At 40.9% G+C, this 25739-nt stretch carries 42 protein-coding genes; 24 read left to right on the top strand and 18 right to left on the bottom strand.

Annotation, left to right across the window (positions count from 1 at the left end):
• Window positions 1-59: 59 nt before the first annotated feature.
• Window positions 60-1037 (bottom strand): class A beta-lactamase, subclass A2, encoded by a 978-nt coding sequence (bla, locus tag ACKTT2_RS22250; protein ID WP_407890620.1) that lies wholly within the window; start codon window positions 1035-1037, stop codon window positions 60-62.
• A 72-nt stretch (window positions 1038-1109) separates the two neighbouring features.
• The gene (locus ACKTT2_RS22245; protein ID WP_407890619.1) at window positions 1110-1310 is read right to left on the bottom strand and encodes a hypothetical protein; all 201 of its coding nucleotides are present in this window, start codon (window positions 1308-1310) and stop codon (window positions 1110-1112) included.
• A 133-nt stretch (window positions 1311-1443) separates the two neighbouring features.
• Between ACKTT2_RS22245 and ACKTT2_RS22240 the strand changes: the two genes are divergently transcribed.
• The 5 genes from ACKTT2_RS22240 (at window position 1444) to ACKTT2_RS22225 (ending at window position 3516) form a co-directional block, all read left to right on the top strand.
• Window positions 1444-1926, top strand: a complete 483-nt coding sequence (locus ACKTT2_RS22240) for an ASCH domain-containing protein (RefSeq protein WP_407890618.1) — start codon at window positions 1444-1446, stop codon at window positions 1924-1926.
• Between the two features lie 66 nt (window positions 1927-1992).
• Window positions 1993-2172 carry a hypothetical protein gene (locus tag ACKTT2_RS22235; RefSeq protein ID WP_407890617.1) on the top strand — a complete coding sequence of 60 codons (180 nt, stop codon included), beginning with the start codon at window positions 1993-1995 and terminating at the stop codon, window positions 2170-2172.
• 7 nt (window positions 2173-2179) lie between these two features.
• Window positions 2180-2299, top strand: coding sequence for a hypothetical protein (locus tag ACKTT2_RS52370; protein WP_500691393.1), 120 nt, complete (start codon window positions 2180-2182; stop codon window positions 2297-2299).
• 260 nt (window positions 2300-2559) lie between these two features.
• Window positions 2560-3189 (top strand): class I SAM-dependent methyltransferase, encoded by a 630-nt coding sequence (locus ACKTT2_RS22230; RefSeq protein WP_407890616.1) that lies wholly within the window; start codon window positions 2560-2562, stop codon window positions 3187-3189.
• A 57-nt stretch (window positions 3190-3246) separates the two neighbouring features.
• Window positions 3247-3516, top strand: coding sequence for a hypothetical protein (locus ACKTT2_RS22225; RefSeq protein WP_407890615.1), 270 nt, complete (start codon window positions 3247-3249; stop codon window positions 3514-3516).
• Between the two features lie 70 nt (window positions 3517-3586).
• Here ACKTT2_RS22225 and ACKTT2_RS22220 read toward each other — a convergent pair whose 3' ends face one another.
• Window positions 3587-3865, bottom strand: a complete 279-nt coding sequence (locus ACKTT2_RS22220; protein WP_407890614.1) for a hypothetical protein — start codon at window positions 3863-3865, stop codon at window positions 3587-3589.
• A 452-nt stretch (window positions 3866-4317) separates the two neighbouring features.
• Between ACKTT2_RS22220 and ACKTT2_RS22215 the strand changes: the two genes are divergently transcribed.
• Window positions 4318-4587 (top strand): GlsB/YeaQ/YmgE family stress response membrane protein, encoded by a 270-nt coding sequence (locus ACKTT2_RS22215; protein WP_407890650.1) that lies wholly within the window; start codon window positions 4318-4320, stop codon window positions 4585-4587.
• 167 nt (window positions 4588-4754) lie between these two features.
• Here ACKTT2_RS22215 and ACKTT2_RS22210 read toward each other — a convergent pair whose 3' ends face one another.
• Both ACKTT2_RS22210 and ACKTT2_RS22205 read right to left on the bottom strand, forming a co-directional pair.
• Window positions 4755-5099, bottom strand: coding sequence for a GNAT family N-acetyltransferase (locus tag ACKTT2_RS22210; RefSeq protein WP_407890613.1), 345 nt, complete (start codon window positions 5097-5099; stop codon window positions 4755-4757).
• Window positions 5083-5244, bottom strand: coding sequence for a hypothetical protein (locus tag ACKTT2_RS22205; protein WP_407890612.1), 162 nt, complete (start codon window positions 5242-5244; stop codon window positions 5083-5085). The genes ACKTT2_RS22210 and ACKTT2_RS22205 overlap by 17 nt, the downstream gene beginning before the upstream one ends.
• A 140-nt stretch (window positions 5245-5384) precedes the next feature.
• On the opposite strand from ACKTT2_RS22205, the gene ACKTT2_RS22200 reads away from it, so the two are divergent.
• Complete coding sequence (locus ACKTT2_RS22200) at window positions 5385-6191, top strand: class I SAM-dependent methyltransferase (protein WP_407890611.1); 807 nt, start codon at window positions 5385-5387, stop codon at window positions 6189-6191.
• Between the two features lie 43 nt (window positions 6192-6234).
• Here the strand turns inward: ACKTT2_RS22200 and ACKTT2_RS22195 are convergent, their stop codons facing one another.
• Window positions 6235-6363, bottom strand: a complete 129-nt coding sequence (locus ACKTT2_RS22195; RefSeq protein WP_407890610.1) for a hypothetical protein — start codon at window positions 6361-6363, stop codon at window positions 6235-6237.
• A 220-nt stretch (window positions 6364-6583) separates the two neighbouring features.
• On the opposite strand from ACKTT2_RS22195, the gene ACKTT2_RS22190 reads away from it, so the two are divergent.
• From ACKTT2_RS22190 to ACKTT2_RS22140, 11 genes are all read left to right on the top strand, one after another.
• Entirely contained in the window at window positions 6584-6934 is a 351-nt protein-coding gene (locus ACKTT2_RS22190) for a hypothetical protein (RefSeq protein WP_407890609.1), read from the top strand.
• Window positions 6935-7064: 130 nt separating this feature from the next.
• On the top strand, window positions 7065-7436 hold the full coding sequence (locus ACKTT2_RS22185) for a GUN4 domain-containing protein (protein WP_407890608.1): 372 nt from the start codon (window positions 7065-7067) through the stop codon (window positions 7434-7436).
• Window positions 7437-7553: 117 nt separating this feature from the next.
• Complete coding sequence (locus ACKTT2_RS22180; protein ID WP_407890607.1) at window positions 7554-8048, top strand: pentapeptide repeat-containing protein; 495 nt, start codon at window positions 7554-7556, stop codon at window positions 8046-8048.
• Window positions 8041-8238, top strand: a complete 198-nt coding sequence (locus ACKTT2_RS22175; protein ID WP_407890649.1) for a pentapeptide repeat-containing protein — start codon at window positions 8041-8043, stop codon at window positions 8236-8238. The genes ACKTT2_RS22180 and ACKTT2_RS22175 overlap by 8 nt, the downstream gene beginning before the upstream one ends.
• A gap of 83 nt (window positions 8239-8321) precedes the next feature.
• Window positions 8322-8933, top strand: a complete 612-nt coding sequence (locus tag ACKTT2_RS22170) for a GNAT family N-acetyltransferase (RefSeq protein WP_407890606.1) — start codon at window positions 8322-8324, stop codon at window positions 8931-8933.
• 135 nt (window positions 8934-9068) lie between these two features.
• Window positions 9069-9452, top strand: a complete 384-nt coding sequence (locus tag ACKTT2_RS22165) for a hypothetical protein (RefSeq protein WP_407890605.1) — start codon at window positions 9069-9071, stop codon at window positions 9450-9452.
• A gap of 207 nt (window positions 9453-9659) precedes the next feature.
• Window positions 9660-9983 carry an HNH endonuclease gene (locus ACKTT2_RS22160; RefSeq protein ID WP_407890604.1) on the top strand — a complete coding sequence of 108 codons (324 nt, stop codon included), beginning with the start codon at window positions 9660-9662 and terminating at the stop codon, window positions 9981-9983.
• A 320-nt stretch (window positions 9984-10303) separates the two neighbouring features.
• On the top strand, window positions 10304-10471 hold the full coding sequence (locus ACKTT2_RS22155) for a hypothetical protein (RefSeq protein ID WP_407890603.1): 168 nt from the start codon (window positions 10304-10306) through the stop codon (window positions 10469-10471).
• Between the two features lie 86 nt (window positions 10472-10557).
• Window positions 10558-11172 carry a siphovirus Gp157 family protein gene (locus ACKTT2_RS22150; protein ID WP_407890602.1) on the top strand — a complete coding sequence of 205 codons (615 nt, stop codon included), beginning with the start codon at window positions 10558-10560 and terminating at the stop codon, window positions 11170-11172.
• A gap of 374 nt (window positions 11173-11546) precedes the next feature.
• Window positions 11547-11996, top strand: a complete 450-nt coding sequence (locus tag ACKTT2_RS22145; protein ID WP_407890601.1) for a hypothetical protein — start codon at window positions 11547-11549, stop codon at window positions 11994-11996.
• Window positions 11997-12143: 147 nt separating this feature from the next.
• Window positions 12144-12536, top strand: a complete 393-nt coding sequence (locus ACKTT2_RS22140; protein ID WP_407890600.1) for a hypothetical protein — start codon at window positions 12144-12146, stop codon at window positions 12534-12536.
• Between the two features lie 49 nt (window positions 12537-12585).
• Here ACKTT2_RS22140 and ACKTT2_RS22135 read toward each other — a convergent pair whose 3' ends face one another.
• The 5 genes from ACKTT2_RS22135 to ACKTT2_RS22115 all read right to left on the bottom strand — a co-directional run bounded on the left by ACKTT2_RS22135 (window position 12586) and on the right by ACKTT2_RS22115 (window position 15178).
• A complete protein-coding gene (locus ACKTT2_RS22135; RefSeq protein ID WP_407890599.1) occupies window positions 12586-12843 on the bottom strand; it encodes a hypothetical protein in 258 nt (85 codons plus the stop codon).
• A 1-nt stretch (window position 12844) separates the two neighbouring features.
• Complete coding sequence (locus ACKTT2_RS22130) at window positions 12845-13045, bottom strand: hypothetical protein (protein ID WP_407890598.1); 201 nt, start codon at window positions 13043-13045, stop codon at window positions 12845-12847.
• 162 nt (window positions 13046-13207) lie between these two features.
• Window positions 13208-13948 carry a hypothetical protein gene (locus tag ACKTT2_RS22125; RefSeq protein WP_407890597.1) on the bottom strand — a complete coding sequence of 247 codons (741 nt, stop codon included), beginning with the start codon at window positions 13946-13948 and terminating at the stop codon, window positions 13208-13210.
• Between the two features lie 546 nt (window positions 13949-14494).
• On the bottom strand, window positions 14495-14653 hold the full coding sequence (locus tag ACKTT2_RS22120) for a DEAD/DEAH box helicase family protein (RefSeq protein WP_407890596.1): 159 nt from the start codon (window positions 14651-14653) through the stop codon (window positions 14495-14497).
• 381 nt (window positions 14654-15034) lie between these two features.
• A complete protein-coding gene (locus ACKTT2_RS22115; RefSeq protein ID WP_407890595.1) occupies window positions 15035-15178 on the bottom strand; it encodes a hypothetical protein in 144 nt (47 codons plus the stop codon).
• A 163-nt stretch (window positions 15179-15341) separates the two neighbouring features.
• On the opposite strand from ACKTT2_RS22115, the gene pepE reads away from it, so the two are divergent.
• Window positions 15342-16133, top strand: coding sequence for a dipeptidase PepE (pepE, locus tag ACKTT2_RS22110; RefSeq protein WP_407890594.1), 792 nt, complete (start codon window positions 15342-15344; stop codon window positions 16131-16133).
• An 81-nt stretch (window positions 16134-16214) separates the two neighbouring features.
• Here pepE and ACKTT2_RS22105 read toward each other — a convergent pair whose 3' ends face one another.
• On the bottom strand, window positions 16215-16457 hold the full coding sequence (locus tag ACKTT2_RS22105; RefSeq protein ID WP_407890593.1) for a hypothetical protein: 243 nt from the start codon (window positions 16455-16457) through the stop codon (window positions 16215-16217).
• A 396-nt stretch (window positions 16458-16853) separates the two neighbouring features.
• Here ACKTT2_RS22105 and ACKTT2_RS22100 point away from each other — a divergent pair, with 396 nt between their 5' ends.
• Together ACKTT2_RS22100 and ACKTT2_RS22095 are read left to right on the top strand one after the other, a co-directional pair.
• Window positions 16854-17381, top strand: coding sequence for a CHAT domain-containing protein (locus tag ACKTT2_RS22100; protein WP_407890592.1), 528 nt, complete (start codon window positions 16854-16856; stop codon window positions 17379-17381).
• A gap of 132 nt (window positions 17382-17513) precedes the next feature.
• The gene (locus tag ACKTT2_RS22095; RefSeq protein WP_407890591.1) at window positions 17514-17882 is read left to right on the top strand and encodes a CHAT domain-containing protein; all 369 of its coding nucleotides are present in this window, start codon (window positions 17514-17516) and stop codon (window positions 17880-17882) included.
• A 95-nt stretch (window positions 17883-17977) separates the two neighbouring features.
• Here ACKTT2_RS22095 and ACKTT2_RS22090 read toward each other — a convergent pair whose 3' ends face one another.
• The 6 genes from ACKTT2_RS22090 to ACKTT2_RS22065 all read right to left on the bottom strand — a co-directional run bounded on the left by ACKTT2_RS22090 (window position 17978) and on the right by ACKTT2_RS22065 (window position 22413).
• Entirely contained in the window at window positions 17978-19174 is a 1197-nt protein-coding gene (locus ACKTT2_RS22090) for an FG-GAP-like repeat-containing protein (protein ID WP_407890590.1), read from the bottom strand.
• Window positions 19175-19932: 758 nt separating this feature from the next.
• Window positions 19933-20133 carry a hypothetical protein gene (locus ACKTT2_RS22085; protein ID WP_407890589.1) on the bottom strand — a complete coding sequence of 67 codons (201 nt, stop codon included), beginning with the start codon at window positions 20131-20133 and terminating at the stop codon, window positions 19933-19935.
• 20 nt (window positions 20134-20153) lie between these two features.
• Window positions 20154-21491, bottom strand: a complete 1338-nt coding sequence (locus ACKTT2_RS22080; RefSeq protein WP_407890588.1) for an Eco57I restriction-modification methylase domain-containing protein — start codon at window positions 21489-21491, stop codon at window positions 20154-20156.
• Window positions 21492-21526: 35 nt separating this feature from the next.
• Window positions 21527-21634, bottom strand: a complete 108-nt coding sequence (locus ACKTT2_RS22075; RefSeq protein WP_407890587.1) for a XamI family restriction endonuclease — start codon at window positions 21632-21634, stop codon at window positions 21527-21529.
• A gap of 22 nt (window positions 21635-21656) precedes the next feature.
• Complete coding sequence (locus ACKTT2_RS22070) at window positions 21657-21812, bottom strand: XamI family restriction endonuclease (protein ID WP_407890586.1); 156 nt, start codon at window positions 21810-21812, stop codon at window positions 21657-21659.
• A gap of 154 nt (window positions 21813-21966) precedes the next feature.
• Window positions 21967-22413, bottom strand: coding sequence for an SRPBCC family protein (locus ACKTT2_RS22065; protein WP_407890585.1), 447 nt, complete (start codon window positions 22411-22413; stop codon window positions 21967-21969).
• Window positions 22414-22573: 160 nt separating this feature from the next.
• Here ACKTT2_RS22065 and ACKTT2_RS22060 point away from each other — a divergent pair, with 160 nt between their 5' ends.
• The 3 genes from ACKTT2_RS22060 to ACKTT2_RS22050 form a co-directional block, all read left to right on the top strand.
• Window positions 22574-22756: a hypothetical protein gene (locus ACKTT2_RS22060; RefSeq protein WP_407890584.1), complete on the top strand. Its 183-nt coding sequence runs from the start codon at window positions 22574-22576 to the stop codon at window positions 22754-22756.
• Between the two features lie 778 nt (window positions 22757-23534).
• Window positions 23535-24173 carry a hypothetical protein gene (locus ACKTT2_RS22055; RefSeq protein WP_407890583.1) on the top strand — a complete coding sequence of 213 codons (639 nt, stop codon included), beginning with the start codon at window positions 23535-23537 and terminating at the stop codon, window positions 24171-24173.
• A gap of 256 nt (window positions 24174-24429) precedes the next feature.
• On the top strand, window positions 24430-25739 hold a 1310-nt coding region (locus ACKTT2_RS22050), incomplete at its 3' end, for a two-partner secretion domain-containing protein (protein WP_407890582.1).

Here is a 25739-nt window from a genome sequence, read left to right as displayed (position 1 = left end):
AATAAGTGGGAATACCCGAATATTTTAGTTCGGTAAACAAGACTTAAAAACCTTCAATTTTACTTATGTGTTTGTCCGCTCCAGCTATCCCATGCTGCTCGTGCTACCCTTGCTATGACTTTTTCGCGTGTAGAATCGTCAGCCTTTGAATCTGAAACAAAGACCGCTATGGCTAAGTGCCGTCCATTTGGCAGCGTAACAAGTCCCACATCATTTGTTGCACTCGTCAACCCGTTTACAGTCCGCGAACTACCAGTTTTATGTGCCACAACTGTTCCCTTTAGCAACAGTCCCTTGATGCGTTGTGAACCCGTAGGTGTCTGGGTCATCAATCGTAGCAGCAATGCAAGACTTCGTTTTTCTAGTCCGCGCCCGGAGTGAAGTGCGCGTAATAAAGTTACCATCGCCTCTGGTGTTGCCCAGTTACGATATTGCGCTCTTGGGTCTTGTCCTAGTTCCTTCTCTGTATTAGCCACGACTATATCATTGACTCCAAGGTTACGTAAATACTTGGTGACGAACTCCGGTCCACCAACAAGCCCTAACAGCACGTCGCAAGCCGTACCGTCGCTTTCAGATACCATAAATTGCAGCAAGTCCAAAACGCTCAATTCTACTCCCTGAGGATGGTTATCTCGAATTGGGCTATGCTGACGTGCTGTCACGAAATCTTTTTTTGTAACTCGAACTTTTTGCTCTAAAGAGAGCACTCCTCGATCCACTTGATACAGTACAGCCATTCCGATAGGAAACTTGTAAACGCTCTGCATGGGGAACTGTTGTTTTCCGTTGAGAGCAACCGATTCCCCTGTCTCAATTGCCGTAACTGCAACTCCTACACGTCCTTTAGCATCACGAGAGATTTGCTCGATTTGGTCTTGCAGGGAGCTTGTTATATTATTCGTCACTGATTGTTTTCCATCAGTGCTGCTGGGTGAGTCAGATGAGCGAGTGCTAACACTGTTGGGTTTAGCGATCGAGCAACCGCTCGCCAACAACGATAAGCACAAGCTGTAAGACAACGTTTTTTTCATCATTCGCTAACGATAGTGCAATTCAAGTATGAAAAAGCAGGTCACGGCTGCTTGCTACTAAAAGTTTATGATTCTTCAATCAATTCCAAACCACTTTTCCGCACCGTGTGCTTGCGCCAATGATTCAGTTGAGGATGGTACATTTTCCTCCATCCATCGAAAATATTCATCTATTGAAATATCTAAATAACTACCATGATGCGCTAACAACCAATGAGCTTGTAAAGTATAGCCCAAATCTCGCATCGTTATGACAATAGAGGTGCGGTCAAACATATTCACGCCTACTCGCTTTAACTGCGTGCTTGTATTAACGCGCTTACGTGGCGATCGCCAATAAAGGATTTACACTGAAGCATGGAAGAAAACGGTTCTTACTCCGCTTGTGAAAAGTGGCATAAGTAATAACATGGAACAAATTAAACAGTACTGGCAAGCTTATTTAACAACACTCCCACCAGATTCACCCGTGCGTAACGAGCAATATGTAGCCGAACAGTTTGGTGACAACCCTGACCTAGCCAATTCTCTAGGTAAATTAATTGTGTCAAGAAAAAAGACTGCTACAAGTTCTGCATTGTGGGAGTGGGAAGCCGAGGGTCAGCCAATTCCTAAAGTTGGACAGAAAAGCATCGTACTTGATAGTCACAATCAGCCATTATGCATTATTGTTTCAACAGAAGTCACAATCTGCCCGTATGATAAAGTTGATGCACGGTTCGCTACAGATGAAGGTGAAGGAGATTGTTCGCTTGCATATTGGAGAGAAGCGCACTGGCGGTTCTTTTCACGTGTACTACCAAAGATAGGCAAGTCTCCAGTACTCGATATGCCATTGGTTTGCCAGCGGTTTCATATCGTGTACGTTAACGCTCTAACTCATGGAAAATAAGTTTGATATATCAAGAGGTATTTGTCGCCATGAGCAAGAAGAACCACAAGACGATTTACACCGACTGTGAGCAGCAAAAAGTTGGATGAATTGCAACAAAACTTTGATACTACTAAAATTTTAGCAGATGTGGACACCATTGATGAGATTTGCTCGAGTATTTGCGATCTAGATGGGATAAAACTTGAATTGCGTGCATCTCCATTCAATGGCTCACACAATCATCAATGGGGATTCAACAATTAATGCACCTATGGGGACGTGCATTTGGGAAGTCGCTCAAGACTTAGAGCTACAAATCGATGATTTCGCCACAAAGTTAGATGGAATTGCGACAATGCTTGGAAGGCTTGGAGAACTTGCACGCCTATGAGGAAGATGAGGAGAACTTTGATTTTGATGAGTAAGTAGTACAGACATCAACCACCGTACTAGATATGTATGAGTTGAGGTACAGATAACGTAAAGGCGGTGTATGTAATCGTCACTGTATGAGGCTCAACCTCATACAGTGACGATATGAATACTATCGAGCTTGTATATTAAGAATTAGTGCTCTTCCAGTAGCAGAGAAGTAGAAAAAATATGCATGAGAATGAAGAACGAATTCTGAATTCATAGAACAAGAATGCCTTGTCCTGGACACGGGTGATTCGTTCCCATCAAATTGAAAGCAGGGTTCGAGTTACTAACAAGAGCATACTAGAGACTGTGACTCGGCTGAATCCAACAACTTTTTTAGACGTGGGATGTGGAGAGGGCTGGTTGTGTCGCGAACTATTTGCCAAAAAATTTGATGGGTGGGGAGTCGATGCTTCTTGCGCTCTGATTGAAGCAGCACGGGAATATGGCAATTCTCGCTTTCTTGTAAGTTCATACTTTGACTTGGGAGTGCAAAAATTCGGTAACATTGAGCATTTTTCTTGCTTTATCTGTAACTTCTCAATTCTCGGACAACGAGATTTAACTGATATTGCTGATGCTGGTCATTGTCTTTTAGAGCCGAGCGGTCACATTATTGTTCAAACACTCCACCCATTGACTGCTGGCGGTGGAACTGAAACAGCAGATGGTTGGCGGGAAACTTCGTGGTCAGAGATTGGCAATGAACCATTTCATAAAGCTCCTTGGTACTATCGTACTATGGAATCGTGGATTGAAGGATTTTGCAATCGCAATTACCGATTGCTGAATCTACGAGAAATGTACCATCCGGTAACCAACAAATCTGTCTCAATCATTTTTGTTTTTGAACAACAGTGAAGTGCTTCGGTCTGGAATTCAGTTGTTCTTGGGCTAACAACATTGCAGCAATATTAAGTGAAAAACTCCACGCGATGGCGACTGGCGATCGCTGCTTTTTCTGGCTTGTTCGCTGCTTTATTAACTAGCTGGAGACAATCGCATATAGAATATGACAAATGGCTTCGTGCTAGGGATGATGAAAACAATAAATGGCTTCAATTAAGAGAAGACGAGAGGAGGAAAGATATTCGTTTAGCGATGGTTCGATTTTTATTATTCCTCGGAGTGCAAAAAATTTCTCAACCACCTGATTGCCTCACTTGTTGTCTCTTCACTTGCAATTAGAAGGATGACTCAGGGAATTGAGAATTGAAGGAGTCATCGTTGTAAACCAACCCAACTCTGAAGACTTTGTTCAAAGGAATTTGTCCACGTCTCCAAAACCTACGATGTTGTTGGGGTCTGAAATCGCTCGTTGATTCAACTGAATAGTTGTTTGAGATCCACCATCAAAGTAAATTACTGCTTGGTTATCTTTAAAGAGAACCCTCACTTTATACACTCCACCAGTACTCCCATAGTAGGCTGTGGCAGCTAGCTTTTTGCCGTCAATATTCTTTAAGCGATACTGGACTCCCATAGCTGGTGTAGCCAGTAAAAAGACCGCACTTAGGACTAGCTGTAGAATTTTCATCGTTAAATTGGAGTACAACTTGACTGGTGCTATACCTTTAAGGTAAACACGATTTGCACGGCAGCAACTCTATCGATAGAGCGATAAGCTAACTGCTCACGGACACCCATCGGGATCGCTTGCATGGAAGAATGTTAGCAAATGCTTTGATAAGAAGTGCATAAAGCGGCACAGCAGCAAATTCGTTCTCAAGTTTTACTCCTTTGGGAGAACAGATAAATTTTCAAAAATTCCTAGAATGCAATTACCAAGCAATAACTTTTCCATCTCCTAGTTTGGGACTAACTAGGAGTTTTTTAATTTCTCGGAAAGCCATCTATATCTTAAGAAGTAAACCAGATGAACTCATACTTAAGACTTGTGAATAATTAGTTCTGATGGCAGATTGGATCTGGGAGTTTGAATTGTTATTCTGTCATTGTCATATCAAAAAGTTTATCCACGAAAGAACAATGAACATTATTGCTTGGATTGTTTTAGGTTTGATTGCTGGTGCTATAGCTAAAGCTATTTACCCCGGACACCAAGGTGGTGGAATATTGGGAACGATCTTGTTGGGAATTATCGGTGCTTTTGTCGGTGGTAGCTTGGGCGTATTCTTTAGTACGGGACAGTTTAGCTTGGCAGCTTCTGCTCTCAGTATCCCCGGTATCGCGTTAGCAGTTGTAGGTGCGCTTGTTGCTATTTTTGTATGGAATTTAGTTACCCGTAGTGCAGTGTAATCAATCAAAGCACGTTGAATTTATAGTATACATCACCGGAGCCAATTTCCTATATATTATCCGGTGAATTTAATAAAGAAATGGCGCTCCTCTTAAGTTAGGGGAGCGCTATTATTATTGACTAAAAGTTAGCAAGTGCTTTGAGACCAACGAACACAAATGAAATGCTAACCACTTGACAATTCTTTCTCCATAAATACAGTACATAGACTATCGTTATATCGCTCAATCAAGTAAAATCCAAGCTGTTTGTAAAATTCAATGGCCTGAGACTGCTTTTCTTGACTAGCTGTATCGAGTCTGACTTTTTTGTAACCAGCCTTTTGGGCAAAATCTAAGAGCATCTGAGCCATCTCCTTACCCAATCCCCGTCCTCGATACTCTTTTAAAAACCACATCCGTTTGAGTTCACAGATTTCCTCGTTGAATCGGCGTATAGCTCCAGTACCCACAACTCGATTGTTATCAACAAGTACCAGGAATATACCGTTATTGTCAAAGTAGTGACGCATGCACTTCATCCAAGTCAAGCATGGGATCGTAGTGTTTGAGTTCTTCTTCACTCACCATACCTATAAAAATTTCCAGACACGTTGTTGCGATCGCTTGCTTGGCTTCCTCAATCTGATGTGTCTGTATTGGTTTAATTTCAATCATCTGTTCTACACTGACAATTGTCTTTAAAAGTTATATAGTACATAATTCTTGTTAGGAAGGAGTTATTTTCAATATACGAATTTTTACCAATCAAATAGGATTGCTATATATAATTATAATTTAGGGGAATTTATAAACTTATGACGGATGAGAGAAGTCATTTAAGAACTACTTTTAATCAGGTAGCGCTGTTGTATGACCAAGTACGACCAGGATACCCAAAGGCGCTTTTTGATGATGTAGTGTCTTTGTCAGGAATAACTCCACCAGGAAGGATATTAGAGATTGGTTGTGGTACTGGTCAAGCAACTGTGCCCTTTGCGGGTCGGGGTTATCGTATCCTTTGTATTGAGCTTGGTGAAAATCTCGGCTTAGTTGCTCAACAAAAACTAGCTATCTATCCACTTGTAGAAGTTCGTATTGGAGCTTTTGAGGACTGGCCAGTAGAAAAGAATGCATTTGATTTAGTAATTTCGGCGACGGCTTTTCATTGGCTCGATCCAACTATTGCTTACAAAAAAACTGCCCAAGCGCTCAGTATTGGAGGAGCGCTCGCGCTATTTTGGAATGAACACGTATACAGTGATGCTAGTAATGGCTTCTTTGAGGAAGTGCAGGAGCTATATTGCCGCTTTGTTCCTGAGTTAGTTAAGGATGAGAAGCCTCTGACTCGTGAGTATGAAGTACCTAGTAAAATAGGTGAGATTGAGCAAACGGGTTTATTTGGTAAAGTGACATATCGCTCTTATCAATGGGATGCAAAATATGAGACTGCAACTTATCTCAACCTCTTAAATACTTACTCTGGTCATTTAAATTTAGATAGCGTTAAAAGGGCACGTTTTTTTGATGCGCTTGCTGAATTAATTGATACTAAATTCAATGGTTCTGTTACCAAAGGTTACTTAACTACTTTAATTGATGCTGCCAATCTTGATATGATTTGATCCATTCCACCCTTAAGTTGCAACAAGTCATGGCTGGTTTCGGTCATGATGTCGCCAAACGAGCGTCAGAAAGTCCAAGCGAGTAGTTTGGTTGCTGAGTCGTCAAATAGCGATCGCGATTGAGGTACACCGTGCGATCGCACTTAAGGCGGGCGTCGTCCCTTCTTGTCAAAGTACAAAGAAATGTTCTTCTAGGAAGCACTACTCTTTAAACTAATATTCTGGAAAGTAATTGCACAACCGTAGGGTATAGCAGGAGTTACGACTGTGTGCGGTTTGGGGTTAATGATATCCGTAAGAGCGATCGCAGTAACAAAGATGCTTCTCTTCGCTCCGGGACAATCCGCAAACGAGAGTATTATTTAGAACAACGCTAATAGGATAAAAATGATATGGAAATAGAAGCTGTAGTAGAGACAGTATTTATTTTTTCAAGAAAGGGTTACAGCAGGAAAAAAGTTATTGATATTTTAAATGAAGAGGGTGTTACATTATCAACAGCTTTTGCTGTTGTTCAAGAGGTTTACGATCTGAAAGCAAAAGCTTATAGAGATTCAGCAAAACAAGCGTTTATATTAGGGTCGAGCTTGTTGTTAGTAGGTCTTTTAATTTCTCTAGGAACTTATACTTTAGTTGCTGCTGCCGGAGGAGGCTTTTTTATTATTATGAAAGGTTTTCTTATTATCGGATGCTTGAGTGTTTTTAAAGGAATTTGGCGTTTCTTGCAATCCTACTTTATTTAAAATAGGTGATGTGATGTTAAGAGTTTGCTCTCGTCACATTCTTTTAAGTTTTGAGAAAGAACTCGTCAATCGCAGTTTATCCAGAGCACTACCTAACCGATAAACCGTTTAAACTGCGCCTTGTGAAGATTTGTATATTATCGATCGCCTTTGGAAAGAACACTCTCAAGAACGCTTTGGTTTTTCACCTCAAGCCCGTATTTATCAAGAAGTGAGAGAAGACTACGACAATTTTTGCACTCGTGTTGGTTGGAAAGTTGGTCAGAGATGGAAAGGTTATAACGAGCTGAATTGGACCAATACTGCTCCGGTGGGACACCTTCGGAACATGCAAGGAAGGAAGTTGTATCCCACAACAGAACAAAACAGAGGGTTCCATCTGAATTCGTGGGCGTTGGATTTGGGCGATCGGGCTTTTGGGTTTATGGAATCTGTCGGTTTAATGGAGGGAACTCTAATTTCCGTGCTAACCCAGAAGCTTGCTGATTGTGACCTTATTTAATTGTTAAATATGGTTGAAGTGCGATCGGACATCTTCCATTGGTAATCAGTGCATGAGTTTGTTTTACCAATTTCTAATAATTAATGGTTCTTAACGAGCGGTAAGATTAAGTAGTATATGACACTGCCATATAGTAAAAAGCGACAAAAACACCGGACTCAATTAGAAGAAGAAATACTTCATCTGAGGCGAACTGGACGCTACATTCCCCCTCCACGTACTAGCTGGATGAAAAGTTTAGTTGATGTTGTAGAAAAACGTTATATCGAGCCTCTCGCAAATCTTTTTGAGAGAGCAGATATCTTTAAAATTGCTGAAAAGCTGGGCATTATCATAGCAGTGGTCAGTGCGCTCGTGGGTGTTCTCTTTTACGTATTGGAGGCTCGAGATCGCAAGGAAAGATCGATACTTGAGGCTTGGCAAGTGGTCAAAGATGGGAAGGATGAAAAATCAGGTGTGATTGTGTTAGCGCTGCAAAGACTGCATAGAGAGGGTTTTCGTCTTGTAGGAATAAATCTCAAAGGTACCAACCTCAGTTATGTTACCCTCATTCAAGCCAATCTCCGCAATACGAATTTCAGTCGCTCCGATCTGAGTAGTTCTAATCTTTAGTGGTGCTATTCTCTATCAAGCTATTCTCAATGGTACTAATTTTAATGATGTTAATTTGATAAGAGTTAATCTCCAAGATGCCGAGCTTAGTAATGCTAAGTTTAATAACACTCAATTTGGTTGTCTGGAAAAATTCCGTAAACTAAGATGTACTAACTTCCTTGGTGCCAAGAATTTAACACCAGAGTAAGTAAAACAAGCTAAAAATTGGGACAAAGCAATCTACAGTAAGGAATTTCGTATCAAGCTTGGGTTACCGCCAGAACCAATGAGGTGAATAATTTGGCTCGTGCGATCGCCCTACCATATGAACGACACCGACCAAAAATTACAGATGATAGACGATCGCATGATGCACTCCCAACAAACATGAACAATATAGTCATTGAAACCGAACGCCTTTTCTTACGAGAGTGGTTAACTGAAGATTTTCAAGACTTTAAATCAATTGCCACCAATCCTTTAGTAATGAAATACATTGGCACTGGAGAAATTTGGTCTGATGAAAGGATTGGTCAGTTCATCGATAAAAACATGACTTTGTACAAGCAGTATGGGTTTTGCTTGTGGGCATTGATTCATAAACAGAGACAAAATCTTATTGGCTTATGTGGTCTATCGCCACTCACACTAGATGAAATCGAGATTGGTTGGTGGTTAGTTCCTGAGTATTGGGGAGTAGGTCTAGCAACAGAAGCGGCAACTGCTGCTATGTCCTATGGTTTTGAGCAATTAAACTTGCCCAGGATTGTGTCTATTGCACAGCCAGCCAATCAACGTTCCATTCGGGTGATGTCCAAGCTAGGGATGCATTTTGAAAAAATGAGTACAGATCGTCGCGGGATAGAGGTCGTCTATTACGCTCTGAATAATAGATTAAGGTAGTGCTGTAAACAATTATGAATAATTATGACTCGATTGTACAATGTCACTGCTTTTTGGTATTGTCAGGCAATTGCACTTTGGACACGTTGAATGTCAGATCGCTTTCACCAAACACCTAACTGGTAACCCATCGCAATGCTACCTGTCATTGCACAGCTGATTGATGGGGGATTATCAGATACCCAAGAACAATATCAGACCTTGCAACAAGCACAGGGACGCCCTTATACTTTAGATGATGATACTGTTAGAAGAGTTATTAAGTTTACTAACGAACAAAAAGAGTTTCTTCATATTTATGTAGAACAACTGACAAGATGGAAAGCTGAGAAATTATCTGCTGCTCAAAAACAAGAAATTGAGAGATTGGAGCAGCAACTGGTGAAGTTTCGAGAGTTAAATACTACCATACTGGCTTTAGTTGACCAACTCAAAGAGCAGACCATTGAAAAATTTCTGGCTAAGTCTGATGAAGAAATTGCTTTGGAATTTCTCGTAGGGAAGCTAAATTTTCCGTAAGGGGTTAAGCTGAAATTCACCATAGTTAGAGAAAGTTTTTTGTTAAAGAAGAAATTTTGTCAGAGAATGAGGAGGACAGTGAGGAATAGTTTAGGAGCTTTTTTAACTGAATGAACCTGACGGGGTAACAGCAGAGGGAGTATTAGTAACCTAGTGGTAGTAAAATAACAAAAACCGTCATTAAAGTTGTATATATTTTGATATAAAATGAGTAGCAGTCGCTATCCATCTAATTGGAAAGAAATAGCCACCGCTGTTAAGGAATCAGTTGGGTGGCGTTGTCAAAAATGTGGTAAACTTTGCTTAAAGCCAGGGGAAAAAACTCCTGAAATGACTTTGTCTCAACGCAGAGCTTACACTCTTCAAGTTCATCATTGGAACCTAAATCCAGCTGATAATAGAATAGAAAACCTTGCCCCTTTATGCACAGCTTGTCATCTCTATTATCATCAATTTAGACGAGGAAATATTTCTCCCGGTCAGTTGTCAATTGAATTGAAAATTCATAAAAATTCAGGAGTCAGTCGCTAGAATTTAGAATTGAATTCTGTGCGACTGATGGATGAATAAAAAGAACTCAGGAGTCAGTCGCTAGAATTCAGTTGAAGGTTAAGCGAGTGGCGACTCGTCTTGGGGTTTAAATAACGACAGTTAACACGGTGTTTACAATTGGTTGGAGTTTGAATCCACATACTCAAGATTGCTGACTTCTGGATTCTGGCTTTTGGATTCTTCTTCAACAAAGTATATAAAGGGGGAAGGTATAACGTTTACTTTTCCCCTTGAAATTTGAGATGACAACATTTGCTAACGCATCAATTCAAGACCAATCGAATTGAAGTTGTGTTCTCATGAAAACTGCTACTACCATCTTACCAAAAGCCAACCTTTCTCAAGTAAAAGAAATGCCAAAAGTTGAGCAATATGCCGCAGTTTTAACTGAGGATGAGTACTACGACTTGGAGGCTGAGTTGGCAGAGGAAATGTCTAACTACTACCACTTGCGATACAACTACTAAGTTCAATCTCTCAAACAAAAAATCAACTTTCTACATCAACAACCAGTGGTGGGTAACTGCTACTGGTTTTCGTCTACAGGAAAATTATGACTCAAGCACTCCATAGCCAAATAAACGAACTCACTCTCAGGGAACTATCCCTCGATGCTGCTAAACTCTGGTCTCAAATTGAGGAAGCAACAGAGTCAGGGGAAGAGGGTAAGGTAGAAGAACTTCTACAGCAGCTAGTCTCCATCCAAGATGGAATTGAAGCTAAAATTGATGCGTTCGGCGCTTCGCCGCAGCGCTTCGCTATCGCATGGGTGTTTGACCAATTGAACCTCGATTTGGAAAATTGGGAGGACAGAAAGGCGCGGACAGTTGAACTCTACGATAAGATAATCTCTCGACGCAAAACCCAGCTTGAACAAATTAAGCGAAGTCTCATTCATCAATACGAAATTGGGTTAATCTCAGAGAGAAATGTTGGGAAGGAGAGAGAAATCGAAATTAGGGATAATCCACCCAAGGTAGCTGCATTGCTGGTTGAGGTAAATGATGAAGATTTTCCTTCAGAGTTTAGAAGTATCCAGTACAAAGCCGATAATAAAGCGATTTTGGAGGCTTATAAGGCGGGAAAGGATGTTAGCAATATTGCTGAAATTACAGTCGGGAAGCAGGTTAGATTCAAGGTGAAATCTACCAAGAGGAGTAAAAAGTAAATATTGAAAAGAGAGGGGATATCCTCTCTTTATCTTTTTTCCAGATAAATCATCAAATTAAATTTATCAAAACTTAACCCATTTTCCTACTGGTAAAGGATATTATGAACGAAATCCAAAATACTAATGAAAGCAGGATTAATTACGCCAGCCTGGGTAAAAATTTCGTCACAATAGCTGGTGTGTTTAATCTAATTCCGCATGAAGAGATAGACAATTACGATTCAGAAGCCGTACTTTGTTGAAAATACAATTAATATGATAAATCAATAAACGTTCAAAAACAGTTTCGGTAGTGAAAATTCAAGCCAAAAGCATTTACGTATTCACCCTTGATGAAAACTTAGCAATAAACAATCGGGAGTCAATATCAAATGTCATATCGTCAGAACCGAAATCTAGTTATCCGTCATGCAATTATCGACAGTTTGTTTATTCTCAGGAGCCTAATTTGGCGTACTAGTTTGGGGTTAACCTTCTTCATCATCTACGCTTCACTTGGCTACGTTTATAGTTGGCCCCTTTACCTGCCAATTGCTATTTTATTAGGGTTTTCTCCTTGGGGTTGGAAGGTACAAGCTAATCGGAAAGAAAAAGCCGAGTCACGAGAACTCAAAAAATTGAGAAACCAACTTGGAGAAGGAATTATCTACACGCGAGTCGAATCAAAAGTAGAGATAAACTACAGGGGAGCCATATTTCTCAAGTCTGTATTTGGTCTATTTGTAAGCGGCTTCTGGAGTGTAGTCTTAGGCTGGAAAGCCATTTGGGATGAAATTGCACAGTTAGTCGATAATATAAAAACTGTAATCAAATTTTTATAAAATATCCTATTTCAACCCAGTAACATTGATAAAGATTGCTGACAGTATAATATGAAAAATTTCGTTCATTATATAAACAACCGCACTAGCTACGCAAAATAACCATAGAAATAATTGCTCAATTCGCTTCACTAGAGCAACAAAAATATGGAAACTATATTCAAAATTATCGACGCTTTACTCTACATTCTTATCTACGGATTTTCGTGTTTGTTCATCCTGGCGTTCGTGTTAGAAATGCAAGTTGCATTTATCAATCATGTGTCGGGTCATCCGCAAACTCAAAAATCAACAGTCGAACTAGAAATCAAGTTAGAAAATAAGTCCGAATCTCAACCAAATCTACTACCAGAAAGCAACATACAACCAGTCAAACCCCTACCAAAATCCAAAAATGTACAATTGCGAAAACTATGCGATAAGGCGGGTATAGACTGGTATTACACAAGTGTTAACCCTAAAACCAATCGTAAAAGACACATGACTATTGCTGAAATGGAAGCCGCACTTTCCACAAATAAAATTAATATTGCAGTCTGAAAATTAGATGCTCCCACGCTGGGGGTATCTAACATTGTACACATTGTCTTTATTTCAACATACCTAATTTAGTATTGCAGCTCACAGCATCAACCCAGTACCCGTACTGCGACACAAGATTTTGCAATCTTGGCTTTGACGCTTCAATCTTAGGCAATATCAGCTTTTGATACATCTTTGGTTGTGCAGTCGTTGTGACAAGCAATTCTTCGCCTACGATGTCAATATGCGACACGAATTGTTCGAGTATCGCACGCGATGCAGCGCTTGAAACTTCAAGAAACTTGTCCCAGACTTTAAGCAGCATTTCATATGATTGCAATTTTTAAGCGTTGTTCAAAGAATGCACAACCTTCGACATAGGCAAGAGTTAGCAAAGCAACTTCATCATCATTACGCGAAGAAGCAATTTTTAGCTGGTGCCGATAAAACTCCTCAAGTTCAAGTAAATCAACAAACGGACGCGGTACACCTTTATATGTGCCACCAGTAGAGATAGCGAAAGCCATCTTGACCTTGGCGATCGCCAAATTCACGTTTCATATGATAAAATGCAATTTCTTTGCTGCTGCCATCAGGATCGGACAAATGCATCCTTAAATAGCGTATATATATCTGTCGGTTATAGCGCTCTCGTTAGATCGATACCGAATACTGCGCCTTCAGCCCATTCAGGCATGTGGCGCTATTCTATAAGTTTCTTTGAACTTATCATCAGCCCACCAAACTCCGTAGTTTCGCTTAAAAGCGTGTTTTAGCCACCTTCTGTAATCACGGCACTGTTTTTCTTGTTCGGGAGACAGCAATTCACCAAAGGGCTTTGTTTGCGACGTTGTATCTGGCAGCACTTTTTCAAACTGATGACCGCATTCAGGACACAGCATAGCAAAAGCGGGTATCATTGCATGACAGTTAGGGCATTCTTTGAGATTCGGTTCTGCGTCAATGTCAGTTTTTCTTGGACATAAACCAATTTTGTATTTCTCAGTCGGGAAGCCCAATCGCTTGAAGTTTTCGCAGAAGTCAACTTGATAGCAATCTTCCTTATCTGGGTGCAGCCTTAGACCTCTACCGGACATTTGTACTAGCAGCGCTCTACTTCGCGTTGGTCGGGCAAGTAATACACACTGAACGCTTGGTTCATCAAAGCCCTCGCAGTTGCCTGTAACAGTAACGGTTCCCCTGCGTCTTACAAAAATATTTTTGCTTTCTGTGGTAACACACCAGACACGCTCAGACTTCCATCCTGACTCAAAATAAGGCTTAGTACCATCAGTTCCCCCAATTATGGTATAATCACTTTTGCGAAGACGGAGCCTAAAAAGTCGCTTGTAATGCGGTTTGTCTGGGTAGATTCGTCCGTTATCAATAGTTGCTTGGTAGCCGCGACAAACAGCGATCGCTTGAATCAATGATAGTAGTTCATAGTTCGTGTTATTGATGACAAAAGTTTTTTTGTTGCCAATGTCCCCTTGCCCATGATCCCCATCGGCTAACCACCATCCATAGATAAAAGCGTCGAACTGTTCCTCCGTAAAACCCCAAAGCAGATTTAATGGTTCTTTTGTAAGATATAACTCTAGGTGGTAAACGCCTAAAATGCGATTACAGCCAAAACCTGTTCCTCAACCAAAGTCCCATCTAATTGAATAATTGCTTGATTTTGTCGCAGGCGGCATTCTTCTTCTTCGGACATCCAATCCACAGCGCTCAATCAAAGCATCTAGGAACTCAACGATCTTCGGGTAAGCCTCCGATTGACTCAAGCAGTAATTGATACCGCCATTGTTCTTTGCTGTCTTCGACCCGTCACCTAGGTAGAAACCAATGAAAATGCACTCATCCAGAGTTAAGTCAGATGGCAGCTTTCGTTTTAGAGCAAGACGTAGTTTGAGTCGCCTCGCTGCTTCAAGCTTTGACTCAGAAAAACTGTAACCACAAACAACACCCGCCTACCCTTAGCTACAGCATGACTCGATGACTTTCGCAGCCACTACTGTTTTCCCCGCACCAGTCGGGGCATACAGCAACACTGATTTAATGCCACTTCGGTAGAATGCGTAGATTTCGGCGATCGCCCGTTTTTGATAGTCCCTCAGTTGTAGCCCAAGCAACATCTTTGACTGTTAATAACACTCCTACAAGTTTTACTCGAAGTTTTCACAATTGCGCCATGTTTTTGATGCTTCAAACCTCACTGGAGAAGCGAAAAAATTTCTTGCTTGGTTTGAAAGGTGAATCAGCTTTGACGGTACAAACACTGAATCTGTGCAATGGGCTACACCTGTGATTGTGCGGAGCGCACTGCCGCAGAGCGGCAATCGCTGCTTGCTGCATTCCATGTCTTTGGAGGTGGTGAGATTCCTGTATAAAGCTCAGTCATCTTAGTTGTGTTGGGCGAGAGGACGCCAAGTTATTACGGTAATATTTATTCAAATAAGTGTTAGGCAAGTTGGAAAATGATTAAGATTTTTCAAGAGAGTGCTACCAGCGTCCCGTTAATTGTTTGTGATATTTGCGGCAAATCTATAGAAAAACCGGGTGATGGGGTTGCTGTCTTCAAAAAACGGACGATGGGTAAAGGTAGGAGTTGCAGCAACTGGGCAAAGCCAAACATCCCACGGTTCTAATGCCTCATCCATCTGGGTAGTGAAGCGATCGCGCTCAGAATGCTGTCATTGACTAAAGTTTGACCTATCTTTAGACTAATTTGATTTTTCTTGTAAATTGTTCACATTAATAGAGTAAGACTGCCTAAGATGGTGTTATTAGCTTTTTAACCTTTATTGTGGAGTTAAGCAAGAAATGAAAAAAAGATTATTATTGCTCAGTAATTCAACAAATTCTGGTGAAGGTTATTTATTTTATGCTCAGCAGCAACTTAATAGATTTTTAGGCAAATCCGTAAACACAATACTTTTTATACCTTTTGCTGGTGTTATTTTAACTGGTGATGATAATTTTGTAAGTGTTACTTCAACTTATAATAAGTATACCGAAAAAGTTGGAAGAGCTTTTAAAGATATAGGCTATGAAATTAATGCTCTTCATGTAGCTGAAAACCCTAATGATTTGATAAAAAAAGCAGAAGCAATAGTAGTTGGAGGTGGAAACACTTTTCATCTTCTTCATCAGTTATATGTAACCGAAGTAATCGAAACTATAAGAGAAAAGATAAACAATGGAACACCTTATATTGGATGGAGTGCAGGTGCGAACATTGCTTGTCCTACATTAAGAACAACTAACGATATGCCAATCATTGAACCTAGAAGTTTTAACGGATTGAATTTGGTTCCTTTTCAAATAAATCCTCATCATCCAGAGCAAGTTCTCTCAAATCATTATGAAGAAACAATAGAAATAAAAATAACAAAAAAAGAAATAGAAACGAGAGAAAGAAGGATTGAAGAATTTTTAGCGGTAAATCCTGATGTTTATGTGGTTGGATTAAGAGAGGGAACCATGTTAAACATTGAAGACTCATCAATAAGATTAATTGGCAATAAAAAAATGCGTTTATTTAAGTTTGGCGAAAAACCAGCTGAGTATGATTCCAATGCCAACCTTGATTTTCTATTAAATTCTATTAAATAAAATATTTCACAGGTAGACAGCAGATAAAGGAAATTGATCGCTGCTCCGCCGGATTAACCGACTCGTCAAGGCAGAACTCAACTATTCTGAATGTGGAATCGACACAGATAAAGCCGTAGTGCTGGCAGGTGCAGGAGGCGTAGCAGGTGCTTCCATTGGCAGAATAGGAATATTTGCAAAAGGTAGTGGCTTTAGCGTTAGCACTGTTCCATTGACTGCTGCTGGTGCTTTAACTGGTCTTGCCTTGTATGAAGTTATAAGAGCAATAACAACTTGGCGGTTCGCCAAATCAACAGGCACTCCCGCAGCAAACAACTGCTCCAAAATTAAATATTAATAATGAAGTGGTTGATGTCGAGTTAGAAGCGCTACGCAAGCAATTGGATCTAATGTAGTCTTCAGTCATTTGTGCGTGTAAGGCAAGTGACATCAACAGCTTAGTAACTAGATGGGTTTCGGAAAGCGCCAATGACTCGATCTAACTCAGCCGCGATCGCGCTTCAATTCCATCTCACACCACCGCTTCCCAACAATTTGTATCTCCTACGGTAGACCATTCTGCGTCTGCCCAATCGGAATCACCACCGCAGGATGTTCAAGCAGTGGGGAGAGAGCGTGTACAGTATTTTCAATTTAAAAATGGGCATACTAAATTCTAGTGGATATCCAAAAAAATCCATCTAATAACCAGTTAGCTAGTAATACTAAGCAGAGCAACACATGAAATTGTACGACAGAGATTATATGATACTCACCTCTAACGAAGAGGCAGAATTCCGCAAAACCTCCGAACAAGAGGAGTTAGAAAAGAAATTCACTGAACTATTTGCACTGCAAGCAGAACTGACTGAACGGGAGTTAGAGTTGAAAACAGCTAAATTGTTGGATGATGAAGGTTTCGCCAACTTCTTCTTGGGCAACCGCAGCTTGGGTTTAGCTGTGCTCAATTCCTGTCAAGGGGCAGAGGTGTCGGAGCAACAAATCTTTGCAGGAATAGCACCCAACCTGGTGCGACGGGGAATACCAGCAGTAGTCGCCATGCAATATCCTATCCTTGACAGCACTGCCAAGCTTTTTGCCGATGAATTCTACCGCACCCTTGCCCTGGGCTACCCCGTAGACGCTGCCATCCAAACAACCCGCAATGCCATTTCTCAGGATATTGGATTAGATAAACGCGACTTTGCTACACCAGTACTCTATATGCGTGCTCCAGACGGAATCATCTTAAATTCATACACGATCTGAGTAACTACTCTAAAATGCATATGTTGATTCCACTTACAGCTATTCTGAATTTAGAGGAGCAGACAATTAACCGAAATGATACAGTAGGGAACTGTTTCCATATAGAAACCGTGTTTCCAAATGGATAGCGCAGTGAAAAAAATCTTAATATTATCAGCTAATCCAAAGGACACAAGCCCCTTGCGATTGGGGGAAGAGGCGCGGGAAATTGAGTCGGCGTTGCAACGAGCCAAAAACCGAGATAAGTTTGAAATTGTCAGCAAGTGGGCTGTACGAGTTGAAGACTTACGTCGTGCGTTATTGGATCGCAAGCCAAATATTGTTCACTTTTGTGGACATGGTGCGGGAACTGAGGGTTTGGCTTTAGAGGATAATTCTGGGGTGACACAACTGGTGAGTAGTGAATCTATTGCAAACCTATTTGAGCTATTTTGCACAACGGTAGAGTGTGTCTTGCTTAACGCCTGCTATAGCGAAGCGCAAGCTCAAGCAATTCGTTGACGCATTTTGTTTTATTCTCTCCTACTTCCGCGCAAAAGCAAGACCTACTGGTTTCCCAGCATCTTTTTGAAAGAAGACAGTTAGTTGCTCTCTCGTCATTTCAACGGGACCTTCACGGTACATTGGATCGGCAACGATATACTTACCCTCTTTAGTCCTTCCAAGAATCGCATTAATATGGCTAACTTTTCCATTGCCCGTTTGTCCATACTACCTTTCTCTTGACGAATAATGTCGTCAGCACCACCACCCGTGAAATCACCAACAATCAGATTGACATCATTCCCGTTCCAAGAATTACTTAAGTTGGTGGGTGAGTTAAATGTGCCATCACCCCTAGAAAAGAACAGTTGCACATCATTGGTACCATCAACCCAATTGCCTTTCTCCTGACGAATAAAGTCAGTTTTGCGATCGCCGTTGAAGTCGCCAAAAACTAGGTTCACTCGCTCCGCATCGAAGCTAGAACCATTGGGCAGCGAAACCGGATTCTTGAATCCCCAAGAACCATTTGAAAGATAAATCTCAGCATCGCGGTTTCCATTCAGCCAACTGCCTCTTTCCTGACGGAAAAGGTCACTAATGCCATCACCATCAAAGTCACCCTGTTTTTTCTTTCTTGCCTGCTCTATCTCAACAACTTGATTGTTCACTGTAATGAATGCTCGGTCGTCTTCGGCTTGCAGCACAATTAGCTCGGCTTCAGTAATTGCTTTCCCCTGAACAATTGCTGCAAAAATCTCTCCTTCATCACCAGGAGCATCCACAGTATTTACTTCAGAGTCAATAAAATGCCCAAACTCTTCTAGCAAGACGTTGGCGATCGCTTTTGGATTAGAAGCATGAAGAGCTACAAAACTATCTGATAAATAAATCTTCCCAGTTAAGGCATCATATGCACCAAAAGCACCATTCAAAACATCATCAGAAAGTACTTTCACCTTTGACAATGCCATAAGATTGTCATTGGAAATTGCTTGTGCTAGAGCAATAGACTTCTCCAAGTTGAAGCTGTCTCCGAAAGGAATCTGCATTCTTTCAGAAAAATCAGGTTTAGAGAAAAAATCTACAAGGCTCTGTTGAGCAATTCCGACAGCAGCATCAACCAACTCGTTAACCTGAAGGGGTTCTAGAAACACAGGGGACAGAGCCAAATTGTTAAAGGGTTTTTGGGTACCTGACAAAGCGGCGACTTTTTCAAGTTGATTGTTATTCACACCCAGACCAGTAACCGAATTATTAGCTAAAAGATGTGTAGAAGAGTTGATGTCTGGAACAACGGAATCAAACATTACTATTAATGCTCCTACAAAAAATACTTGCGAATTGAATAGTCAGTCTAGAGATTTCAGTACGGGATGTAAGTAGCTGTTGCGGTTCAATCAAACTGGTTTCTAGCTCAAATTATTTGTAAATAATGTGGAAGCCCGTAGCTCACTAGTTTTACAGTATTTGAGGACTCCGTACCCTTCATAGGGCATTTCGCCTAATAATTTCTGGGGATATGAAATGTCAATCTAAAGATTAAGAAATTGGTGAAGAGTCAGGAGCGTCATTAAATACTTGCTCAGTAGGAACTCAATGGTTGGTTCCCTTTAATCGATACCTCCTCACGTCATCGCTCCTGAATCCAAGGCTTTGACAAACTCACCATCGTTGCTTAGCGTTGGAATTAAGCTGAAATACTACAGCATCAACGCTATCAGCACATTTAGTTTAAGATCTGAAATTAAACAGGACTCGTACTGACTACAACGCTCCTTAGCTCTAGTACCAAGCTAAATTTGCTCTTTATGCAAGTTATTTGCCCTATGCCAGTTCTGAATCTGCTCTATCTCAAGAGGGAAAGAAAAAATTAGGCGCTACCCTTAATTTCAATCTTTAGGTAGATGAACTTCTTGTTTCTTTTGTCATGTAAAACAAGTAATGGCTATTGTGACTAGTGTCAATCCAGTATCTGTGTACAATCACTGATAAAACGACAAATTTAAGTAGCAGCACGCTCCATGTAAAGCCGATCTGTAACTCAGTAAGTTTGTAAGTATTTAGCTTACAGATCCATTACTTGATGCTGGCTCAAAACCTCAAAAATTTGATTTGCTGGAGCTAGCCCTAGTTCCTTTGGCTCCAGCTTGTGCAATCCACCGCCATACACTCGACCCTCACCCATCAACACTTCACTCTTAATTTCATTGAGCGCCAGCCATACCTTCTTGAACAGTTCTGGCTTCTTTGACAGTACGTCAGCCAAAGCGGGTTTGGGATACAACATCAAGTAGACATTAGTTGCTGTCGCATTGAATGATTCAGGATAAATCGGAAAGGTTTTGCCCGATGGGTATCAACACGTCCCATATAAGTGCAAAGAAATGGTGAGGGGGGTCGGTTTTCCTGCAAGTACCAAGGAGAGCGATGTTTGCATAGATAGCGATCGCTAATTCCATTCTTGACTCCCAGTTGAAGATATTTCCAAAGCGCGGGATACTTCGCTTCTACCTCAGACAAAGGCAAATCGCACTTGAGCAGGAATAGCTGGCGATCTAAAACTGGATTTCCGACGCGCGAGGCTTCAATCTCATCAACTGATAAAAATCGAGGACTGGGTAGAATTGGTTTTAAAAACTCAGTCGGGAGTCGGTGAAGCGAAACTTGCTCTGGTGTCAGCACAAAGAAATTGTTAGCGCCCGTCGCCAAACCGCGTTTGATGGTAAATAAATCCTGAAGCAACACGGGCTTGAACTTGGAACTGAGGCTACCAGACGCTCCTCCAAACCGAGTCCACTTAGCTGTTGAGCGTAAAACATCCACCAAAACCTGCTCTCGAACGAGTGGGGAAGTCAAACTACCGCCGTAGGTAAACTCAACAGTATGATGGGTTGGTGGTAAAGCCTTCTTGAACCAAACTACTGCTGATGACACCAATGCATCTTCAAACTGCACATCTTTTGGATAAAAGCGATGAATACGCAGTAAAGTGACACGATTGAGCAGGTACTCTTTAATTTGCTGTCCATAATTCACATCCATAAATCCACTGGGTATTAGCCATCCCGCAAGAGCATTTTCAGCCATCCATGCATCTGAAATACACAAAAAGTGGCAGTAGAGTCCAGCTAACCCACTTAACTTTATATCAGTTGTCTGCAAAGTTTTATTGTGCAACCGCAGCTTCTCAACTTTGCTCAAGTGATGATGTCGGACATAGGGTGGATTGCAAATGAGCAAATTAGCTAGAGCCTCATTGCTGTTAGGAGGTATAGCCTGGGTAAAGTCAGCGATTTTTAACTTCAGTGGTGTGTTACCCCAAAGTTTAATTGCTTCATCACCATAATATGGATCGAGCTCGTACCCAATTGCTGAAACAATTTGTGACGCAGGAAATACCCGTAACAAAGCAGAGTAGAAGGAACCAGTCCCAAAAGCTGGGTCAAGAAAACGAATTTTGAGGTCAGAAGGTAAAAGTGACTTGGCATATTCTAAAATATCTGTTGCTAAATCAGTTGGTGTGGCAAACTGACCCAGCTTGTTCCGCTCAATTTGAGTTTTGGCTTCATCCAATTGTTTTTGTAATAACGCCCGTCTTTGTTCAATCGCTGTAGTTGCAGTCATACTCCAAATAATGCCAAATCATCAATACGATGCTCCTACACCCAGTCAATCCCCTCCACAGCTTCATAGCCCAAGTAGCCACTGTCAAAATAACCGCAAAGGAACAGAATAAAACGGACATTGTTGCCGTAATTAAGCCTCAATTGAGCAATTTTTACAGCTTCCTCAATGCGATCGTTTATTAGGATTAGTATAATCGCTAGCAGATTTTGCTTCAATTAGTAACGGTAAATCACCAGGGTTGGATTGAAGCGGCATAATGACAATATCAATCGGGATATTAACCTGTTTGCTGCCAGATTGTAAACGCGAAGTTGACATTGAGCCGAGATACGGACGAGAGCGGAAATAGAGACTGGAAATGCTTAACGGCACATTCTCACCACTCGGCACGATAAGCGTCGAGAGTTCTCAATTCTACCCGATCCGATCGCGATCGCCGATGCCCTTAGGGATCATCAGGATGTCAACAACCTCAAGTACGTCTTAATGCATCACTTTTTTCAACAAAATCTTTTAGATTCGACAGCAAGAAATCCCAAACATTGAGCATTTCAAGATACATCTTTTTAGACTTCAAGTTTTTGTGTTCCAGTTTCAGATTAGTTCCATTATCAGCTTCGTGAAGTGTATAACAGATAGTCAAATAGTTTTCTGGCGATCTATCTGTACCGTGATTATCGCTCCAATAGGTGTATTGAAATTTTTCATTAGGCAGTAAGATTTCAATTTTTCCGTAATCTGTGAAATTCTTGTCTCCATTACTTCCTTTAAGGATAATCTCACTGCCTACTTCCCAAGTCGATATCACTTCTTTTAGGGGATAATATTGGACGATTTTGTCTGAAGTCGTTAACGCATCAAATAATATATGCGGCGGTACATCGATCGACAAATCTTTTTCTATTAAAAACGTTGTCACAATTACTCTCCTTTGGTGCTGAATGTCATGCCAGAGATTTTAGAGTAACGTACTGATGAGATAAAAACTCATCTGAATAGGAATCTGGCATGACTGTGAGTATTTTTACTACTCCTCTAGTTTAGATTGTCAAACTATAGTGTTCCCAAGATACTTGAATTTGGAACTCAATATTTTCCATCCGGAATTTCTGTCACGTCCGGTTGGAACTCAATATTTTCCACCCGGAATTTCTGTCACGTCCGGCTGGAATTTAGCATTTTCCATCCGGAATTTCTGTCGCGTCCGGCTGGAATTTAGCATTTTCCATCCGGAATTTCTGTCGCGTCCGGCTGGAATTTAGCATTTTCCACCCGGAATTTCTGTCGCGTCCGGTTGGAATTTAGCGTTTTCCACCCGGAATTTCTGTCGCGTCCGGTTGGAATTCAAAACGTTCCGTCTCACTGATTAAAAAAAATCTGTGTCAAAAATTTCTAAAAATGCTCTATTGCAAATAAAAAAATTCGTCTTTGAAGTCAATTTCAGGTATAGAATTGTGTGTTCAGGCTGTTTAGAAAAGCGATCGCCATCTTTGTGATGACATTATTGTAAACTCTCGCCCATAGAAGAAGAGATTAGGTAAGACAGGGACGCCAATCCATAACCTTTTACATAAATACTGTACGTTCGCTCATTTTTAAAGGAACAGAGGAATTAATGCCTGACTGGGTCAGGAAAAAGAGCAAATACTTAAGGCTTTTCGTAATTTAACTCTTTATTTCCTTCCTGATTTTACCATTTTCATCACGCCTCTGTCCGATCTGCAAAAATACATTCTCTCCTTAATGAAAATGCCTGAGTCCCTTTATCAGCATGAAAGGGTGCAAGGCTATACATAATTACGTCTTACCCTGATAAAATCAGCGCTTCCATTTCAATAAACCTGAGTTCGGCGTAAGAAAAAGTCTGAAAACAAAGCAGGGTAAAGACTGTAGCAACACATACCTAGATTTTGCAATAAGCTAGGTACAGCTTGCGCGGCTGGGCGATAAGCGAAGCTTAACGGCTATACTGCCGTATCGCATAGGTGCATTCGGTTAAGTTGGTAAAATCAAAAAGGTCAAGAAAAAAGAACAGTCGCAATGCCTCCCGAACAAATACAAATGAACCAAGTCGTACCACCAAAAACCTCCAAGTACAAAGTTACGTTACTAGAAATCGTTGCTGTGTTTTTTGGGACTATTTTTTTGGTAATAATTGGTATCACTGGGTTAGCGATTCAATTCACAACCAATGCTTTCAAGCCGCAAAGAGCAGAAGCTATAGCTAGGAGTATTATGAACTATAGTTTTCCACAAGGTTCTCAAGGTGTACTTGGTTTAAATTTAGCAGGCGCACAAATAGCACTCATTACAAGTAACGGTGATAATCCAGATCTACGGCTTTTGGTTGCTAGAGTCGTTATTGATTCGCAAACAGATAAAAGGCAAGTCGAGCAAATTCTTGATAGCACTTTTTTAGGAGATAGAGATAGTTTTCAAGCTGCTACTTCCAGATCGGAACCTAAAAAACTTTGTGGTTCGCCTACCTTAGTCACTGTGGAAGAAGGGGTAACGAAATCGCTAGAGGATAACACAACTCAGCTTACTGTGAGTTATAAAACAAGTGTTGCGATTGGTCAGAACCGCTATTTTGTTATTGTATTGGCTCATGGTGCAGATGGCGTGCAAAAAGCAGAAACTGTTTTTAATTCTCTGAGGTGTAAGTTACCTGAAAGTTAATCTAGTGGAGTACAAACTCGAAGGCATAACCATATCGAACCTGTATAAATTAACAGAGTTTTTCTCAATAAGATATATCAACAACACGGCTAGAGTCAACAGAAGTGCAAAACTTGGAATATTGGAAAGATTTGTTGGAATCTGTGGGGTTGGAAAATATTTCTACTGAAGCGATCGCCGCTTGTTGTACTCTTTAACTTAGGTATAGGGCTGACATCTACAAAAAATGTTTCTACTTCTTTAGAGGGATGCAATTTTGAGCAAACAGATGAATTTTGAATGCTTCAAAGGGCTAAGAATTGCGTTCGCAAAGCGACGACCTTCAAGCTGCATCCCGTTGGCGCAGCGTCTGAGACTGGTGTTGGGAAGGAGTATCGTACAAGCCCTAACTTTTCAGTTAGCTAGTGCGATCGTACTTTGTGCTAATTGTGCTATTGCCCAAATTACACCGGATTCCACTCTCCCGAATAATTCTACTGTCAAATTAGAAGGCAACACCAGAATTATTGAGGGTGGAACGTCAGCCGGAAGCAATCTTTTCCACAGTTTTTCCGAATTCTCTGTCCCTGCTAACAACACGGCTTTTTTTAACAATACCCCAGATATTCAAAATATTATTAGTCGGGTAACAGGTAATTCTATTTCTAATATTGATGGCATAATTCGCAGCTTAGGTACGGCGAATCTGTTTTTGCTCAATCCCAATGGGATCGTATTTGGTGAGAATGCACGGGTTAATATTGGCGGTTCTTTTTTTGCCACAACTGCCAAAAGTATGAAATTTGCCGATGGATGGGAATTTAGTGCCAATCCTCAACCAACACCTTTATTAACTATTAATGTGCCAGTTGGTTTGCAATTTGGGAGCAATGCTGGAAGTGTTTCGATAAGGGGTTCTAGTCTACAGGTAAATCCCGAAAAGAGTTTAGCACTAATTGGCGGCAATGTGAACATCGACGGTGGAAAACTCATAGCTCCTTCAGGACGTGTAGAGTTGGGAGGCGTCTTAGGAGAAAACACCGTTGAACTTTTTCCTATCGGGGATTTCTTTGGTTTAAATTTTCCCCAAGGAGTGCCACAAGCTGATATGTCTCTTACCAATCAAGCTGAAGTGAATGTACTTTCAAGCCGTGGAGGTAGTATATCAGTTAATGCAGCAAACTTAAATATGTCGGGGGAAAGCCAACTGCTAACAGGAATTTCAGGCTTTGGCTCACCCAACACTCAAGCGGGAGATATTAAAATTAATGCCACAGGGATAGTTGCGCTCGCAGGCGGTAGTAAAATTTTTAATGAAGTAGCACAGAATGCTGTGGGTAATAGTGGAAATATTAACATAACCACTGCTTCACTTTCTTTAAGCAATAACTCCTTTTTAGCAGCTAGCACTAAAGGAGAAGGAAACGCTGGCAATGTCACTATTAATACTGGCTCACTTTCCGTTGCTGAAGGCTCTTTTTTTGCAGCTAGCGCCAATGGACAGGGTAATGCTGGGAATATAACTATTAATGCTCGCGATATTGTCTCCTTCTCTAAAGGAAGTCGGGCTTATACCGATGTGACAAC

The sequence above is a fragment of the Scytonema hankhaensis NUACC26 genome (assembly GCF_045865695.1).
Taxonomy (GTDB): domain Bacteria; phylum Cyanobacteriota; class Cyanobacteriia; order Cyanobacteriales; family Nostocaceae; genus Scytonema.
The sequence above is the reverse complement of the archived record's forward strand: the minus strand, read 5'-3'. Positions and strand labels throughout refer to the sequence as shown.